This is a genomic window from Glutamicibacter sp. NPDC087583, assembly GCF_044743685.1.
GTDB lineage: Bacteria > Actinomycetota > Actinomycetes > Actinomycetales > Micrococcaceae > Glutamicibacter.
Map to the genome: position 1 here is coordinate 266,656 of NZ_JBIUWY010000001.1, position 15,976 is coordinate 282,631.

General features: G+C 61.0%; 16 protein-coding genes, 3 tRNA genes and 1 riboswitch. Of the genes, 9 read left to right on the top strand and 10 right to left on the bottom strand.

Features of this window, described 5'->3' with window-relative positions; genetic code table 11:
• Positions 1-54: 54 nt before the first annotated feature.
• Positions 55-1,797: a phosphomethylpyrimidine synthase ThiC gene (gene thiC / locus ACIOU9_RS01265; protein ID WP_332594905.1), complete on the bottom strand. Its 1,743-nt coding sequence runs from the start codon at positions 1,795-1,797 to the stop codon at positions 55-57.
• A riboswitch (TPP riboswitch) is annotated at positions 1,794-1,901 on the bottom strand. (Overlaps the previous gene by 4 nt.)
• A 273-nt stretch (positions 1,902-2,174) precedes the next feature.
• A tRNA-Thr gene (locus ACIOU9_RS01270) sits at positions 2,175-2,246 on the bottom strand.
• Between the two features lie 533 nt (positions 2,247-2,779).
• On the opposite strand from ACIOU9_RS01270, the gene ACIOU9_RS01275 reads away from it, so the two are divergent.
• A tRNA-Thr gene (locus tag ACIOU9_RS01275) sits at positions 2,780-2,851 on the top strand.
• A gap of 47 nt (positions 2,852-2,898) precedes the next feature.
• Positions 2,899-2,975, top strand: a tRNA-Met gene (locus tag ACIOU9_RS01280).
• An 82-nt stretch (positions 2,976-3,057) separates the two neighbouring features.
• Here the strand turns inward: ACIOU9_RS01280 and ACIOU9_RS01285 are convergent.
• On the bottom strand, positions 3,058-3,834 hold the full coding sequence (locus ACIOU9_RS01285; RefSeq protein ID WP_286134123.1) for a GTP pyrophosphokinase family protein: 777 nt from the start codon (positions 3,832-3,834) through the stop codon (positions 3,058-3,060).
• 241 nt (positions 3,835-4,075) lie between these two features.
• On the opposite strand from ACIOU9_RS01285, the gene ACIOU9_RS01290 reads away from it, so the two are divergent.
• The 7 genes from ACIOU9_RS01290 (at position 4,076) to ACIOU9_RS01320 (ending at position 9,231) form a co-directional block, all read left to right on the top strand.
• Positions 4,076-5,017, top strand: coding sequence for a DUF2797 domain-containing protein (locus ACIOU9_RS01290; protein WP_332727213.1), 942 nt, complete (start codon positions 4,076-4,078; stop codon positions 5,015-5,017).
• Between the two features lie 87 nt (positions 5,018-5,104).
• The gene (locus tag ACIOU9_RS01295) at positions 5,105-5,380 is read left to right on the top strand and encodes a hypothetical protein (RefSeq protein ID WP_105656889.1); all 276 of its coding nucleotides are present in this window, start codon (positions 5,105-5,107) and stop codon (positions 5,378-5,380) included.
• Between the two features lie 101 nt (positions 5,381-5,481).
• Positions 5,482-5,928 (top strand): MaoC family dehydratase N-terminal domain-containing protein, encoded by a 447-nt coding sequence (locus ACIOU9_RS01300; protein ID WP_105656888.1) that lies wholly within the window; start codon positions 5,482-5,484, stop codon positions 5,926-5,928.
• 2 nt (positions 5,929-5,930) lie between these two features.
• On the top strand, positions 5,931-6,347 hold the full coding sequence (locus ACIOU9_RS01305) for a MaoC family dehydratase (RefSeq protein WP_105656887.1): 417 nt from the start codon (positions 5,931-5,933) through the stop codon (positions 6,345-6,347).
• Positions 6,348-6,349: 2 nt separating this feature from the next.
• Positions 6,350-7,549 carry an MFS transporter gene (locus ACIOU9_RS01310; protein ID WP_105656886.1) on the top strand — a complete coding sequence of 400 codons (1,200 nt, stop codon included), beginning with the start codon at positions 6,350-6,352 and terminating at the stop codon, positions 7,547-7,549.
• A gap of 52 nt (positions 7,550-7,601) precedes the next feature.
• On the top strand, positions 7,602-8,663 hold the full coding sequence (locus tag ACIOU9_RS01315; protein WP_133833608.1) for a UDP-N-acetylmuramate dehydrogenase: 1,062 nt from the start codon (positions 7,602-7,604) through the stop codon (positions 8,661-8,663).
• A 46-nt stretch (positions 8,664-8,709) separates the two neighbouring features.
• Positions 8,710-9,231, top strand: a complete 522-nt coding sequence (locus tag ACIOU9_RS01320; protein WP_133833609.1) for a GNAT family N-acetyltransferase — start codon at positions 8,710-8,712, stop codon at positions 9,229-9,231.
• Between the two features lie 81 nt (positions 9,232-9,312).
• Here the strand turns inward: ACIOU9_RS01320 and asd are convergent, their stop codons facing one another.
• The 7 genes from asd to ACIOU9_RS01355 all read right to left on the bottom strand — a co-directional run bounded on the left by asd (position 9,313) and on the right by ACIOU9_RS01355 (position 15,962).
• The gene (asd, locus tag ACIOU9_RS01325; protein WP_402695888.1) at positions 9,313-10,431 is read right to left on the bottom strand and encodes an aspartate-semialdehyde dehydrogenase; all 1,119 of its coding nucleotides are present in this window, start codon (positions 10,429-10,431) and stop codon (positions 9,313-9,315) included.
• Between the two features lie 112 nt (positions 10,432-10,543).
• Positions 10,544-10,771 carry an NF038396 family protein gene (locus ACIOU9_RS01330; RefSeq protein ID WP_105656882.1) on the bottom strand — a complete coding sequence of 76 codons (228 nt, stop codon included), beginning with the start codon at positions 10,769-10,771 and terminating at the stop codon, positions 10,544-10,546.
• 7 nt (positions 10,772-10,778) lie between these two features.
• Positions 10,779-11,354 carry a dihydrofolate reductase gene (locus ACIOU9_RS01335; RefSeq protein ID WP_105656881.1) on the bottom strand — a complete coding sequence of 192 codons (576 nt, stop codon included), beginning with the start codon at positions 11,352-11,354 and terminating at the stop codon, positions 10,779-10,781.
• Positions 11,351-12,160 (bottom strand): thymidylate synthase, encoded by an 810-nt coding sequence (locus ACIOU9_RS01340; protein WP_105657074.1) that lies wholly within the window; start codon positions 12,158-12,160, stop codon positions 11,351-11,353. The genes ACIOU9_RS01335 and ACIOU9_RS01340 overlap by 4 nt, the downstream gene beginning before the upstream one ends.
• A gap of 109 nt (positions 12,161-12,269) precedes the next feature.
• On the bottom strand, positions 12,270-12,599 hold the full coding sequence (locus tag ACIOU9_RS01345; protein WP_105656880.1) for a GNAT family N-acetyltransferase: 330 nt from the start codon (positions 12,597-12,599) through the stop codon (positions 12,270-12,272).
• 139 nt (positions 12,600-12,738) lie between these two features.
• Complete coding sequence (locus ACIOU9_RS01350) at positions 12,739-13,746, bottom strand: NUDIX hydrolase (protein WP_133833611.1); 1,008 nt, start codon at positions 13,744-13,746, stop codon at positions 12,739-12,741.
• Entirely contained in the window at positions 13,746-15,962 is a 2,217-nt protein-coding gene (locus ACIOU9_RS01355; protein WP_105656878.1) for an RNA degradosome polyphosphate kinase, read from the bottom strand. Before ACIOU9_RS01355 ends, ACIOU9_RS01350 begins: the two co-directional genes overlap by 1 nt.
• Positions 15,963-15,976: the final 14 nt, after the last annotated feature.

Below are 15,976 nucleotides of genomic sequence, written 5' to 3' on the forward strand. Positions count from 1 at the left end.
TTGGGGCAAGCCGAAAGCTTGCCCCAAGGGCGTTTTTCGTGCGCCGCAGGCTATTTACGGAGCAGGAGTTCCCACCGGGATCCCGTCCCCGAGATAGACCGTGCCGCCGCTTTCAAGGAACTGCCTGCTTTTCTGCGCCATCCCGGCCAATGCGGCCTGCGCCTCGGCCGAGCCGTACTCGTCGCGGATATCCTGGGAGATGCGCATGGAGCAGAACTTCGGCCCGCACATGGAGCAGAAGTGGGCGGTCTTGGCCGGCTCGGCCGGCAAGGTCTCATCATGGAATTCCTGTGCGGTGACCGGGTCAAGGGACAACGCGAACTGGTCATTCCAGCGGAATTCGAAGCGCGCCTTGCTCAGCGCATCATCCCGCGCTGTGGCACCCGGGTGGCCCTTGGCCAGATCGGCGGCGTGCGCAGCGATCTTGTAGGTGATCACCCCGGTCTTCACATCATCCCGGTTGGGCAGTCCCAGATGCTCCTTGGGGGTGACGTAGCAGAGCATCGCGGTCCCGTACCGTGCGATCTCCGTGGCGCCAATGGCGCTGGTGATGTGGTCGTAGCCCGGGGCGATGTCGGTGACCAGCGGGCCCAGGGTATAGAACGGCGCCCCGTCGCACAGCTGCTGCTGGCGTTCCACATTCTCGCGCACCAGATGGAACGGGATATGCCCCGGGCCTTCGACCATCACCTGCACATCGTACTTCCAGGCGCGCTTGGTCAGCTCGGCCAGGGTGTCCAGCTCGGCGAACTGGGCGGCGTCGTTCGCATCTGCGATGGAGCCCGGGCGCAGCCCGTCGCCCAGCGAGAAGGCCACGTCGTACTGCGCGAAGATCTCGCACAGCTGATCGAAGTGGGTGTACAGGAAATTCTCCTGGTGGTGCGCCAAGCACCAGCCGGCCATGATGGACCCGCCACGCGAGACCATGCCGGTGACCCGGTTGGCGGTCAGCGGGATGTAGCGCAGCAGCACCCCGGCGTGGATGGTCATGTAGTCCACGCCCTGCTCGCACTGCTCAATGACGGTGTCGCGGAAGATCTCCCAGGTCAGTTCGTTGGCTTCGCCGTTGACCTTCTCCAACGCCTGGTAGATCGGCACGGTGCCGATGGGGACCGGGGAGTTGCGGATGATCCACTCGCGGGTGGTGTGGATGTCATCTCCGGTGGACAGGTCCATTACCGTGTCCGCGCCCCATTTGGCCGCCCACTGGAGCTTGGAGACTTCTTCTGCGATGGAGCTGGTCACCGCCGAGTTGCCGATATTCGCATTGATCTTGACCAGGAACGCCTTGCCGATGATCATCGGCTCGGATTCCGGGTGGTTGATGTTCGCCGGGATGATGGCTCGCCCGGCCGCGAGCTCGCTGCGCACCAGCTCGACATCGCATTCCTCGCGCAGGGCCACATAGCGCATTTCCGGGGTGATGATCCCGGCACGCGCATAGTGCATCTGCGTCACGCGGGCTCCGCCAACGGCCCGCAGTGGCGGGGCTGAGCGTCCGGCCCATTCCGCGCTGGCCGTGCCGCGGCGGACCGCTGAGCGTCCGTCGTCGTGCAGGTTGCGTTCGCGGCCTGCATAGGTTTCCACGTCCCCGCGTTCCAGGATCCACCGCTCGCGGAAGGGTTGCAGGCCTTGGGTGGGCTCGCTTCCCGGTCCGCTGGTGCGATATACCGCCAGCGGCTCGTTGGGCTGTCCATTGGGGGAGTCTGCCAATTGGATCTGCGTGACGGGAACAGAAATTCCCGCAGATTCACGGTAGGCAAGGGTGTGGGCAGGGTGCTGTTCAATTTGTTCCACTGGGGAAACTCACTTCCTTCGCCGGCATTACCCGGACAGGTTCAACGGTCGCGGACGGCGATAGCCCGATCTCAGCCCTTGCCAGGGCACCCGTGTGGTCGCGAACAACTTAGCACGCTTGCGAGGAGAAAACGCAAACCCAGTGGTCAGGGCCTGACATCAAGGAAGTGGGAAGGGCCGGCTGTGGCGGGCCAGGATGCTTTTCATTGGCCGGAGACTCTTGCCGGGGGCACCTGGAATCCGGGGCGCAAGACGCGGCCGATAGCCGGTGCTGCAGCTTGGGGTGCGCCTTGGGCCATGCTCGCAGTGGCTACACGGCATCTGCGGGATAAACGAAAAGAGAGGCAATCTGGAACCAGATTGCCTCTCTTATTTCGAGCCCCCTGCCGGAATCGATCCGGCGACCTCGTTCTTACCAAGAACGCGCTCTACCACTGAGCTAAGGGGGCAACAGGTAAATACTTTACACAGGTTTTTGAGGTTTGCAAAATCCGTCGGGAATTTGTTGCTGAGGTCACAATATTCCTACTCAAGACCGGAATGGGCGGCAAGGAGCTGTTGCCTTCCTGGCGGTTTCCAGCACCCCGGTTCACGGCCCGGGATCCAGCTGCCGGGCACCGGAGCCGTGCCTGGGCGCCTAGGTGGATCGGGTGTTGCCCAAGTGCCGCTCGGTCAGGGGTTCTGGAGTGGGAAAGGGTGTCAGCGTTCCGAAGTTCCAAGCGGGGTAATTCGATGCTTGGCCACCGGGGATGATCCGCGGGATTCTATCCTGCGCGTCATGGCAAATCCCCGATTGACCGCGAGGAGCACTCTCGTGAGCATCGTCACCAGGGCACTTTTTGTCCCACCCTTCGTCCCCGGGGTAGCGAGTAAGAGGATAAATAGCCATTGACTAGTGGTTTTACAGAATTCTCCTGGTCTTTTCCGGGGTGATCCGCCGATTTTTCTTTGCCGGGAAATCCGTGTAGAGTATTTACTCGTTGCCCCCTTAGCTCAGTGGTAGAGCGCGTTCTTGGTAAGAACGAGGTCGCCGGATCGATTCCGGCAGGGGGCTCTGAGTGAGAAGCATTCTTGGCTTCTACTGGATTGCTTCTCACTTGTGGCGGCGTAGCTCAGCTGGTTAGAGCGCACGACTCATAATCGTGAGGTCCCGGGATCGAGTCCCGGCGCCGCTACCAAATCAAAGATCCTCGGCCTCGGCCGAGGATCTTTTTTGGTTTCCGGCCCCGAAGCAGCATTGTCCTTCGAGGGCATGAACGGCTAGTGATCCAAGTCCTTCTCCTGGTTCCCGTCCTTGGCTTGCTGAGCCAGCGACAGCAGCCCCTGGATCGCTGTCGTATCGAAATCCGCCTCTTGGCTCGGTGCCTGATTGGCATCATGGCCGTGGACTTCGGTATGCAAGCGCTGCATCTGCATGTCGAGTTTCGTCGCCATGGCCGCCGCGTCGGCAAGCTCTTGCACTAGATGTTCTGGAACTTCGCCCTCGTACTTGTAGAAGATCTTATGTTCCAGGCTTGCCCAGAAATCCTGGGCAATGGTACGGATCTGCAGCTCCACCACGACATCGACCGGGCCATCGGATAAGTAGACCGGGATCTGCACGATCGCATGGACACTTTTATAGCCGTTGGGCTTCGGGTTCTTGATGTAGTCCTTGATTTGGAGGACCTTCAGGTCATTCTGCGAGGTTAGCGTGTTCAGAACCTTGTAGATGTCCTTGACGAAACTGCAGGTAATGCGCACGCCGGCAATGTCGCTGATGTTCTCGCGAATGGCAGGCAGGGACGGGGAGATGTTCCGGCGGGAGACCTTGCGCATGATGCTCTCCGGAGTTTTCACCCGGGAAGTGACGTGCTCAATTGGATTGTAATTGTGCAAATACAAGAACTCTTCACGCAAGATCGAGACCTTGGTCAGCACCTCGTCCACCGCAAACTGGTACTCCATCATGAAACGCTGGAAATCATGGCGGAAAGCCTGCGTCAATCGCTGCAGCTCGGCCGGCGAAGGGGCGGTCTCGGCAGCTGCGATGGCCACTGCACGAGTCTTGTCATCAAATGGGACAGAAATCCTGGATCACCTCAGCAGATTATGGCCCGGCCCGCGGTACGGTTCCGGTGCAGTTCCAGCCTAAGGGCTTCTCCTAGGAATTAGGCCAGAACGAATCGGGAATTCGTCCAGCAAACTTTCGGGCTGCAGGCGCCGGCCAACCTGCCTTGCAGGAGCTAGCCATGTCCGGTGAACTATCGTTGAAGAGGTAACTTCGAGGAAGGCATCGATGGAATTCGCCAGCGACCACCGGCAGCTCTGCCACGGCATCAGCTTCTCAGAGCATGAACGCGCCCCCATGCTCCGGCTTAGGCAAGCGGAAAAATGGAGCACCGAATATCTGGAAGCCAACCGTTCCCTAAGCTTGCGCATCGGCGAACTGAAATTCTGCCTGGGCTACATCACGATGAACAGCGATGGCTCTCGCAACACCTTGCCTTGCCCGAAGAACAAAGCGCTGCGTACCGGAACCCAGTGCGAACGCTGCCGCCGGCTGGATCATTCGAAGTTCATGCATCATTTCCACAAGACCGGCGAAGCCCCGGAAGGCATGCGCAAGTACCTGGAGCAGCCGCACTTCTTGTATGTCGCAAGCTTCGCCCATGGGGCGACCAAAGTCGGTACCACCTCAACCCAGAGCAAATGGACTCGCTTGGCGCAGCAGGGAGCGGTCATTGCCCGCTATATTGCCCGCGCCGCTGATGGAGCCGCTATTCGAGTGCTCGAAGACCTTGTCACTGAACACGTGGGCCTGAGCCAGCAAGTCCGGCAGAAGTCCAAGATCAAGGGACTGGCCAGCTGGGAACTGGACTACGCCCAGCTGGACCAGATCAACTCCGAAGCGGCAAGCCGGGCCCGGTCCTTCCTTGGCGCCCAGCGGGGCTTGGAAACCTACGGCGTGCAGCTGCGCGACGAGCTGTGGGAACAACCGGCCTTCGCCCGCCCGGTAGTAGACGCCTGGGATACCCATGCGCTGCATGCCTGGAATACCGCGCTGGGCGGGAACACCGTGAATCTGCGCATCCGCGGCGTGCTGGGGCAAAGCATCCTCGCAGACAGCGGCGAAGGCACCACCGTGCGCCTGCTGGATGCCGCCGAGTTGAAGACCCGCGAGGTCGCCATCGTGGAGAACTGCGCAGATTTCAGGGAAGAGCAATCCGCCCTGTTCTGAATCAGGCCCAGCGTTGTCGGGGGAGTCACGGGGAAATGCCCCGGCCACAATGAGCGGACACAGCCGGAGCTGAACTAGACTTGAACCATGACCAACACTCCTTGGGAATCAGCCTCACCACGCTATAAGAAGCTCGTCTTCGCTGCCATGGGCATCATGGGCGCAGGCATCATCTTGGCCATCATCGGCGCCAACATTCCATCGCTGCCAACGGTCTACACAGCAATCGGCATCATGGTCATCGGCATGCTCTGCCACATCGCCGGACTGGTTGTCCGCGCCAGGGATGCGCGCCAGTGGCGCATTGCCAATGGCCTGGCGGCCCCTCGAGCCAAGAAGCGCCCGGCGGACGGGCAGGACTAGGGCTCCGCAAGAATTCCACCGTGTGACCGCTTGGCTGCGCCCGGGTCCCGTATCCGGCGGCAGCCTCGCCTGGCCACTTCCAACAACGTTCAGGAGAATCCATGGGCATCAACCCCGACCTGGTAGGGCGCATCTACCCTGCCGGCGAGTCCTACCAGGTAGGCCGCGAAAAGATCCGCGAATTCGCCAAGGCCACCAAGGCCGCCAACCAGGCGCACTACGATGTGCAGGCCGCTCGCGAGCTGGGCTATAGCGATGTCGTTGCCCCTCCGACCTTCGCGATCATCATCGCCCAGCGCGCTGACGCGCAGCTGATTGCCGACCCGGCCAGTGGCATCGACTTCTCCCGCGTGGTGCACGCCGACCAGCGCTTCACCCATCACCGTCCAATCGTTGCCGGCGATGAACTGCTTGCCGAGCTCTACGTGGACCAGGTCCGTGAAATGGGTGCCGGTGCCATGATCACCACCCGCGCGGAAATAACCACCGTGGCTGGCGAGAAGATCGCAACCACCGTTTCATCGCTACTGGTACGAGCTGAGGACTAAGCATGATTGAATTCGAAAGCCTCGAAAAGGGCCAGGTCATTGGATCGCACACGGTGCAGGTCAACCGCGCGGACCTCGTCCGCTATGCAGGTGCCTCGGGCGACTTCAACCCGATTCACTGGAATGAGCGCTTCGCCAAGGAAGTGGAACTGCCATCGGTGATTGCCCACGGCATGTTCACCATGGGATCGGTCATCGACCTGGTCTCCCAGTGGGTCGGCAACCCGGGGGCCATCATCGACTACCAGACCCGCTTCACCAAGCCGGTAGTCGTCGAAGATCCCGAAGGTACCACCATTTCGGTGGAGGGCAAGGTCGGTGCCTTGGACTCCGAAGCCCGCACCGCCCGCATCGATCTGGCAGTCTCGGCCCATGACAGCAAGGTACTGCTCAAGTGCCAAGCCGTGGTGCAGCTCTAGGCATGCAACTTCCCGGTGAAGCGCAGAGGCCTGTAACCCAGTGGCGCAACGCGCTGATGGCCGCCTACCTGGCCAGCGGCCTGCTGATCTCGGCCCTGGTTTCGCGCTTGCCCGCAGTGCGTGATGCCCTGCAGCTGGACCACGCCAGCGTTGGACTGCTGCTGCTGTGCATGAGTGCAGGATCCTTCCTGTCCGTCTCGGTCTCAGGACAACTGGTTCTGCGCCTTGGGGCCACCCGCGTCATGCGCATCGCCGCGACAATAGCCGGCTGTTCACTCATTCTTGTAGGCGTGGGCGCAGGAATCTTTGGCAGCGCCCTGATCTGCGGCATCTTCCTCTTCGCCCAGGGCCTGGGGACCGCATCATGGAATGTCGCCTCCAATGTCCAAGGCGCGGCCATGGAACGCGCCTTGGGCAAGAGCATCATGCCCGCCCTGCACGGTTTCTTCTCCATCGGCACCGTGATCGGTGCCGGCGCTGGTGCGCTAGGTGCCCGACTGCAGATCCCGTTGCAGTACCACTACGGCTTCATGGGCCTGGTTATCGTCTTCACCGTGCTCTACAGTGCCCGATTCTACGGAGAAGACTACAGCCGGACCCCGCGCACCAGCAGCGGGACCTCGCTGAAGAAGGCCTGGACCGAACCGCAGACCGTCCTCTTGGGCGTTCTGGTTCTGGGCATGGCCCTGGCTGAAGGCGCAGCCGGCGACTGGGTGGCCATGGCACTGGTGGATGGATACCACACGAAGGAAGGCGTGGGAGCCATCGGCTACGGCGTCTTCGTTACCGCCATGACCCTGACCCGGCTGCTGTCCGGCGATCTGATCTTGCGCCTGGGCCGCGTCGTCATGATCCGGGCCAGCGCCATCAGCGCCCTGGTCGGGGTACTGCTCTTCGCCTTTGGCAACAACCTGCCGCTGGCCTTCGTGGCCTTGGCCATCTGGGGCATGGGAGTGGCCCTGACCTTCCCGCTGGCCATGAGCGCGGCATCGGATGATCCTGTTCATGCCGCGACCCGCGTCTCGGTAGTGTCCACCATCGGCTACGGCGCCTTCCTCGGTGGCCCGCCGCTTTTGGGACTGCTGGCTGAAGTCATCGGCCTGCTCCCTGCTTTGGGTTCCATTTCCATCCTGGTGGTCGTGGCCTTCTGCTTGTCCTCTAATGCCGCCGGAAACCGTACCGGCGGCGCAGGCAAAGCGTAGAACGCCGGCCGGCCGCACCTATTCGTTCCCATACGGAAAGTAAACTGAAGCAATGCTGAAGAATCTGACCACGACCCACGTTGGTGGGCCAGCCCAGCAATTGGTGACCGCTACCAGCGAAGCTGAACTGGCTCAAGCCGTTGCGGCAGCAGACACCGCAGGGCACGACGTTCTGCTCATTGGCGGGGGTTCCAACCTGGTGATCTCCGACGAGGGGTACCCGGGCGTCGCAGTGCAGATCGCCACCCGCGGACTGCACCTGGACGAGCAGCCTAATGGCAAGGTGCTGCTGCGCGCTGCCGCCGGCGAGAACTGGGACACGACCGTTGAATACAGCCTGGCTGAGGGCCTGAGCGGACTGGAAGCGCTCTCGGGCATCCCCGGGTGCACCGGTGCCACTCCGGTGCAGAACGTCGGGGCCTACGGGGCAGACATTTCCCAGACCCTGGCGTGGGTGCGTGCCTACGACCGCCAGAGCAACCAGGTACTCAAGCTGGATAACTCCGAGCTTGGTTTCGCCTACCGCGATTCGGTCATCAAGCGCACGAGCACCAACGGATCCCCACGCTACGTGGTCCTGGAAGTGGCCTTCCTGCTGACCCGTGAAAATGAATCGGCTCCTATCCGCTATGCAGAGCTGGCCCGCCGGCTCGGAGTTGAAGCTGGCGAACGCGCCGACGCGCTCGAAGTGCGCCAGACCGTTCTGGACTTGCGTCGTTCCAAGGGGATGGTCTTTGATGCCAGGGATGCCGACTCGCACTCCACGGGTTCCTTCTTCACCAACCCCATCGTTGAATCCAGCGTCATGGGCAAGCTTCCCGAGAACGCTCCGAGCTACCCGGCGGAACAAGCTGGCTTCCTCAAGCTGTCCGCCGCGTGGCTCATCGACCAGGCCGGTTTCGGCAAGGGCTACGGCTTGGAGGGGACCGAGGGGTTCGCGCTCGCTGGCGGCCGAGCGTCCCTGTCCACCAAGCACACACTGGCCATCACCAACCGCGGGGAAGCCACCGCCCAGGACATTGTGGCCATTGCGCGGGCAGTTCGTGCCGGCGTGCAGCAGCGTTTTGGCATTGAACTGGTCAATGAGCCGCTGCTGATCGGCCTAGCTCTCTAAGCGAGCAGCATGCCAGCCATCGCCGGAACACGGGAGGAAAACAAGGGTGCACTTGTCATTGCGAAAGCTCGCGCTGGAGGATATCGACCTGCTGGAAGCGAACTTCCAATCCGTGCAGGGCGCCGGTGAAGCCCAGTGGTTCGGCTTCTGGGATACGAACAAGCTGCGCGCCCGTGTCGGCCAGGACCAGTTGATCGGCAACGCCGATGGCGCGCTGGCGGTCTGCTTGGGGGAGCAGGTAATCGGCAAAGTCGATTGGTTCACCGTTTCGTCGTGGGGCCGGGCCAACACCTCGGCCTGCTGGGAAGTCGCTATCGGCATCTTTGCCCAGTACCGCGGCCAGGGCCATGGCACGCAGGCGCAGAAGATGCTCGTCGACTACTTGTTCACCCACTACCCCCGTCATCGGATCCAGGCTACGACAGCCGCAGAAAATGCGGCTGAGCAAAAGTGCCTGGAGAAGCTGGGGTTCACCCGCGAGGGTGTCATCCGCCAAGCGCAGTGGCGCGCCGGTGCGTGGCATGACCAGCTGATCTATTCAGTACTCCGGGATGAGTGGGCCCACTAGAGCTCATCCGCAGGGGAAATGGCCAAGCCCAGAACAGAAATTTCTGTTCTGGGCTTGGCCATGGCTTTGCCTCGGAGGTGCCTAGAGGCGGCCCTGGGCGATAGCGAGCATGCGGCGCAGCGGCTCGGCAGCGCCCCACAGCAGCTGGTCTCCAACGGTAAAGGCCGAGATGTACTCAGGACCCATTTCCAGCTTGCGGATACGGCCGACCGGGATATCCAAGGTACCGGACGCCGCGACCGGAGTCAGCTCGTCCATGGTGGCTTCCTTCTCGTTGGGAACGACCTTGGCCCACTGGTTGTCTGCTGAGAGCAGCGACTCGATTTCGGAGACCGGCAGGTCTTCCTTCAGCTTCAGCGTCAGTGCCTGCGAGTGCGAGCGCATGGCACCGATGCGGACGCACAGGCCGTCCATGATGATCTGCTTGTCGCCGGGGGTCTGCAGGATCTTGTTGGTCTCAACGCCTGCCTTCCACTCTTCGCGGGACTGGCCGTTGCCCAAATCAGCGTCGATCCATGGGATCAGCGAGCCGCCCAGTGGTACGCCGAATTGCGCGGCATCCAGGTTTCCGCGCTGGGTTTCCAGGACCTTGCGGTCGATTTCCAGGATGGCGCTGGCTGGATCAGCCAACTCGCTGCCCACCGACGCATTGATGTCGCCGAACTGGGTGAGCAGTTCGCGCATATGGCGTGCGCCGCCGCCGGAAGCGGCCTGGTAGGTCATCGCGGTGCCCCACTCGACTAAGTTGTTCTTGAATAGCCCGCCCAAGCCCATGAGCATGCACGAGACGGTGCAGTTGCCGCCGATGTAGTCCTTGACGCCAGAGGCCAGGGATTCATCGATCACGGCTCGGTTGACCGGGTCCAAAACGATGACCGAATCATCATTCATGCGCAGCGAGGACGCCGCATCGATCCACAGGCCGTCCCAGCCGGACTTGCGAAGCTCGGTGTGGACCTTGGTCGTGTAGTCCCCGCCCTGGGCAGTGACGATGATCGGCAACTTGGACAGCGTTTCAATATCGAACGCGTCCTGCAGCGGCCCAGCACCCTCAGCGAATGCCGGGGCGTTGCCGCCGGCATTGGAAGTCGAGAAAAATACCGGGTCAATCTGGGCGAAATCGCCCTCGTCGAGCATGCGCTGCATCAGCACGGAACCAACCATGCCTCGGTAACCTACAAAACCAACAGATGAAGTCATGTATCCATGGTAGGGGCGTTTATCCGGCAGAGCCCGGTTCGTTACACCAGTTAAAGCAGAATCACACCCAAGCCCCAGCAGGGTTCAGGTGTGACTCGGTGCAGCGAAAGTTTTACTTTTCCTCAAGCAGCAGCTTGCGGTTCTTGATCGCCCACATGGCGGAGAAGATAAAGATCTGCGTCGGGACCAGCAGCATGATCAGGCCGAATACCTTGTGGCCGCCGAGAACCATGAAGAAGCCGAGTACGGCCACCACCAAGGCCAGCAGCGGGAAGAGCATGTATCCGAGAATGAAGAGTGCTTCGGGGTGCTGCTTGAGCTCTCCGATGTATTTTTTCATGGTCGTTCTAATCCTTTTGACGAAGCCAGGTTTCAAAGCGGTAGCGGGTACCGGTGGAGGAAGTGTGCCAGTGGGCAGCTTCCGAATCTAGGGACGGATCGGATGCGCCCAGAGCGAAGCCAGCGGTGAGCTTCGGTGCGGAGGTATCTCCAGCAGGGGAGGCATCGAGCTTGGTAATCACCGCGACGTCCAGCAGCGCCAGTGCCTGGGCATAGACCTTTCCGCCGCCAATGATCCATACTTCTTCGCCGCCGGCGCTGCGCTGTGCCAACGCGATGGCTTCTTCCAAGCTGGAGACGGGGAGTGCGCCATCCTTGCGCAGCTGCGCGTGGGCATCAGCCTGCGTGGTCAGCACGATGTTGGTGCGTCCTGGCAATGGACGGAACTTCGCCGGGAAGGAATTCCATGTGGCACGACCCATGATCACTGGATGGCCAGCGGTCGTGCGCTTGAAATGGGCCAGGTCCTCGGGAACGTGCCATGGCATGGCGCCGTCAGCGCCAATAATGCCGTTCTCGGCTTGGGCCCAAATGGCGCCAACCAGCGGTTCAACGTCGTGTGCGTGGCGAGGCTTGGGAGTCATACCGCTACGGCTCCCTTGATCGTCGGGTGGTGCTGGTAGTCGTTGATGCTGAAATCTTCCAGCGTGTAGTCGAAGATCGACTCGGGCTTGGAATTGAAGCTGAGCGTCGGGTATGGGTAAGGATCGCGGGAGAGCTGCTCCTTGACCTGTTCCAAGTGGTTGGTGTAGATATGCACGTCGCCACCAGTCCAGATGAACTCGCCTGGCTCCAGATCGAGCTGGTGGGCAAGCATGCGCGTGAGCAGTGCGTAGGAAGCGATGTTGAACGGTACGCCCAGGAACATGTCTGCACTGCGCTGGTAGAGCTGGCAGGAGAGCTTGCCCTCGGCCACGTAGAACTGGAAGAACACGTGGCATGGAGGCAACGCCATATTCTGGATCTCTGCGACATTCCACGCCGAGACGATGTGGCGGCGGGAGTCCGGATTGTTCCGCAGCGAGTCAACCAGCTGGGAGATCTGGTCAATGTGGCCGCCATCGGGAGTTGGCCAGCTGCGCCACTGGACACCATAGACCGGTCCGAGTTCGCCGGCTTCGTCAGCCCATTCATTCCAGATGCGCACGCCCTGGTCCTGCAGCCACTTCACATTGGATTCGCCGCGCAGGAACCACAAGAGTTCTGCTGCCACGGATTTGAAGTGCACGCGTTTGGTGGTGACCAGCGGGAAAGAATCCTTCAGATCGAAGCGGATCTGGCGGCCGAATACCGACAGCGTTCCAGTTCCGGTGCGGTCTTCCTTGGAGGCGCCGTTCTCCAGCACGTCTCGAAGCAGATCTTCATAAGGGGTTGCGATTGGAGTCGTCATCTTACCTGTCGTGCTGGTGGTCGGCGCTGGCATATTCACACGTCCCAGTTTAGATCAAACGGAAAGCTCCTGGAACTAAGCGCATTGATGATGCTGCTCGCACTCGTGCCTAGCTCGCAGCCACCATGTCGTTATACTCCGGGTAGCGGCGCAGGTAGTCCTGGACGTAGCTGCACTCCGGAATGATCTTCAGCCCCTTGTCGCGGAACTTGTCCAGAACCAAGGTCACCAGCGCGCGAGCGTATCCGCGACGGCCGAATTCCTCATTGACTATGGTGTGCTGGATGGTGGCGATGCCATCTTCTTCGTAGTAGCCGAGGAAACCGACAAAAGTGGAACCGTGCCACAGCGAATAGCGGCCGCGGCTGGCATCGTGATCCAAACGCAGTCCATGGTGCACAATCTTCTCGACTGGCTGGTTCGGTTGCTGGGCAGTCATGGCATTACCTCATTCTTGGCTGTGACGTGTCTCCTATTCATAGTCTTATCCCTAATCGGAGGCAGATGCAACGGCTGGTGCCACGCCCTGAGAGAACACTGAAGCCCGGCATGCAATGCCGGGCTTCAGCCGCATCAGGCTAATCGTGGTACGGCGTATGAATCTCAAAGGAGACAATTCGCGGGCTGCCGGATTGGACCTGCTGCGCAACGATCAGGGACCCCGGTTCCAAATAGGGATCCTGGTCCGGCAGGGCCATGGCCAGTTCGTCAGTGGAGTTCTGGGCAAGAACCTCCAGCACGAAGGGCAGCACCGGGCGATGGGTGCAAATCACCTGGGAACGGTACTTGTCGAAGAGTTTCTGCACGGCCTTGCGTGCCCGCTCCGGATTGCGTGTCGCCGCATGTTCGGTCAGGGCTTTAATGCTCTTGAGCTTCAAGGCGTGCAAGGCGGCATAGGGAGTGATCGTCTGGACGCACCGCATCCACGGGGAAGAGGCCACGTGCATCGGCTTCCATGCTTCGAGCATCCGGGAAACTGCCTGCGCCTGGCGTCGCCCCGTCGCCGCCAGCGGGCGGTCTCCTTCGGCACGAGTCCAGTTGCCACGAGGCTTGGCCTTGGCATGGCGGACAATGAGCACCGGGTGCGTATCGAGCACGCCGGCTTCATAGGCCAGGAGCAGATCGGACAGCGGCTGGTTGTCCGTGGCAATGGACAGCATTTTGGCAGCCTTCTTGGGACTGGTCCAAAGAGCCTCGTCGCATTCCGCGCCATCAGGCTCAATTACCGTCTGCGCATCGGTCTTGGCTGCCCAATAGTAGACAACCTTGGTTTTCTGGCCCACGGAGTAGGCGGTGGCTGAAAGCGGGATGCCCAAGGTGATGCGCAACCCGATTTCCTCGCGGACCTCGCGCAGCGCACACTCGGCGATGGATTCACCCTGATCCAGTTTGCCCTTGGGCCAGGACCAGTCATCGTACTTTGGGCGGTGGATCAGGAGAACTTGGAGTTTGCCGTCCTTCACGCGCCAGGGGATTGCCCCGGCGGCCACGATGTCGTATTCGCCAAGGCGGATTTCCTCGGCATCTGCAGAACGGATGATGTCACGAGCCCTGGTGCGGGTATCGCGCAGCTCTGGTTCGGTCACTAGCTATTACGTCCACTGTTTCGTCGGCGGGCATGTTCTTCAACTAACCAGAATTGGACGTCCGAGAGCGCCTTGCCATCCTCGTCCTGGTAATGGCGAATCCAGTCGCCATCGGAGTTCAGGTGCCACGAAGCGGTCTTGTCGTCCATGTAGCGGGCCAGCAGGGTGATCATGCGATCAATGTCCTCCTGGTTGCGCAGCGAGACCAGGGCTTCCACGCGACGATCCAGGTTGCGGTGCATCATGTCGGCGGAGCCGATGTACACCAGTGGATCTCCGCCGTTTTCAAACATGAACACGCGGCTGTGCTCAAGGAACCGGCCCAAGATGGAACGTACTTCGATGTTCTCGCTCAGTCCCGGCACTCCCGGGCGCAGGGCGCAGATGCCGCGAACGATGACTTCCACCTTGACCCTTGCCTGGCTGGCCCGGTACAGCGCATCGATGATGGCTTCATCCACGATGGAATTGACCTTGATGACGACCTTTGCCGGCTTGCCGGCCGCGGCGTTGACTATCTCCTTCTCGATATGCGCCAGCAAGCCGGTGCGTACCGAGCGCGGAGCAACCAGCAGGCGGTTGTAGGTCGAGCGCGGGGCGTAGCCCGAAAGCTGATTGAACAGCTTGGAGATATCCTCGCCAACTTCGTCGTCGCAGGTGAGCAGGCCGAAGTCTTCGTAATACCGCGCGGTGCGCGGGTGGTAGTTGCCGGTGCCGATGTGGCAATAGCGGCGCAGCTTGTCGCCTTCGCGGCGAACCACCAAGGAGAGCTTGGAGTGGGTTTTCAGGCCCACGATGCCGTAGACCACGTGCACGCCCGCCTGTTCCAGCTTGCGCGCCCAAGAGATGTTGGCCTGCTCGTCGAAGCGGGCCTTGATTTCTACCAGGGCCAGAACCTGCTTGCCAGCTTCGGCCGCATCAATCAGCGCATCGACGATGGGCGAGTCGCCGCTGGTGCGGTACAGGGTCTGCTTGATGGCCATGACCTTCGGATCAGCTGCGGCCTGTTCCAGGAAGGCCTGCACGCTGGTGGAGAAGGAATCATAGGGATGGTGAAGCAGGATGTCGCGGCGCCGAACGGCCGCGAACACATTGGCGGCTTTGGCAGTTTCTGATTCGTTCAGGTAGTTCGAGGTATGGCCAACATGCTTGGTGTAGTGAAGCTCTGAACGGTCCAGCGACGCGATAACGCCCAAACCGCGCAGGTCCAATGGGGTGGGAAGCTTGAAAACCTCGTCCTCTTCAACACCGAGCTCGCGGGTGAGCAGCTCCATGATTTCAGGGTTGATGTCATTGGCGACTTCCAGGCGAACGGGAGGACCGAAGCGGCGGCGCAGCAATTCCTTCTCCAGCGCCTGCAGCAGGTTCTCTGCATCGTCCTCTTCAACTTCCAGGTCCTCGTTGCGGGTGACACGGAAGAAGTGGTGCTCGACGATTTCCATCCCCGGGAACAACAGCTCCAAGTGCACCGCAATAAGTGCTTCGAGCGGGATGAACCGGGCCGTACGCAACGAAGAGTGCGCCGCGCGGGTGCCGTCGATGCTGATCAGGCGGGCGATGGTGTCTGGCACCTTCAAGCGGGCAAAGAGTTCCTTGCCGGTCAGCGGGTTGCGGACCACCACAGCCAGATTCAGCGACAGCCCGGAGATGTACGGGAATGGGTGAGCAGGGTCAACCGCCAGCGGAGTGAGTACCGGGAATACCTGGGAAACGAACCACTTGGAAAGCAGGTCACGCTCGGATGCCGAGAGGTCTTCCCAGGTGGTGATGCGGATACCCTGCTCGGCCAAATCGGGGTATACCGAGTCGGCGAAGACTTTGGCATGGCGGGTCTGCAGCGCGTGGGCCGAGGATAGCAGCAACTCCAACTGGTCTACCGGGTTCATTCCGTTAGCCGCCGGCACCGCCAGTCCAGCGTGGATGCGGCGCTTCAGCCCGGCAACGCGAACCATGAAGAACTCATCAAGGTTCGAGGCGAAGATGGACAGGAAGTTCACCCGTTCAAGCAAGGGCAGATCGGTGTCTTCGGCCAGCTCCAGAACGCGGGCGTTGAAATGCAGCCAGCTGAGCTCACGGTCAAGGAAACGCTCATTTTTGAATCCGCCATCAGGATGCAGATCCGGTAGCGAATCTGCTGGCTCTATACGATCTTCATTGACCTTCGAGGAAGGAACATCACGTAGCTGAGTACCAGTTTCCTTGGGGTAGCTATTCATCGGCTGAACTCACT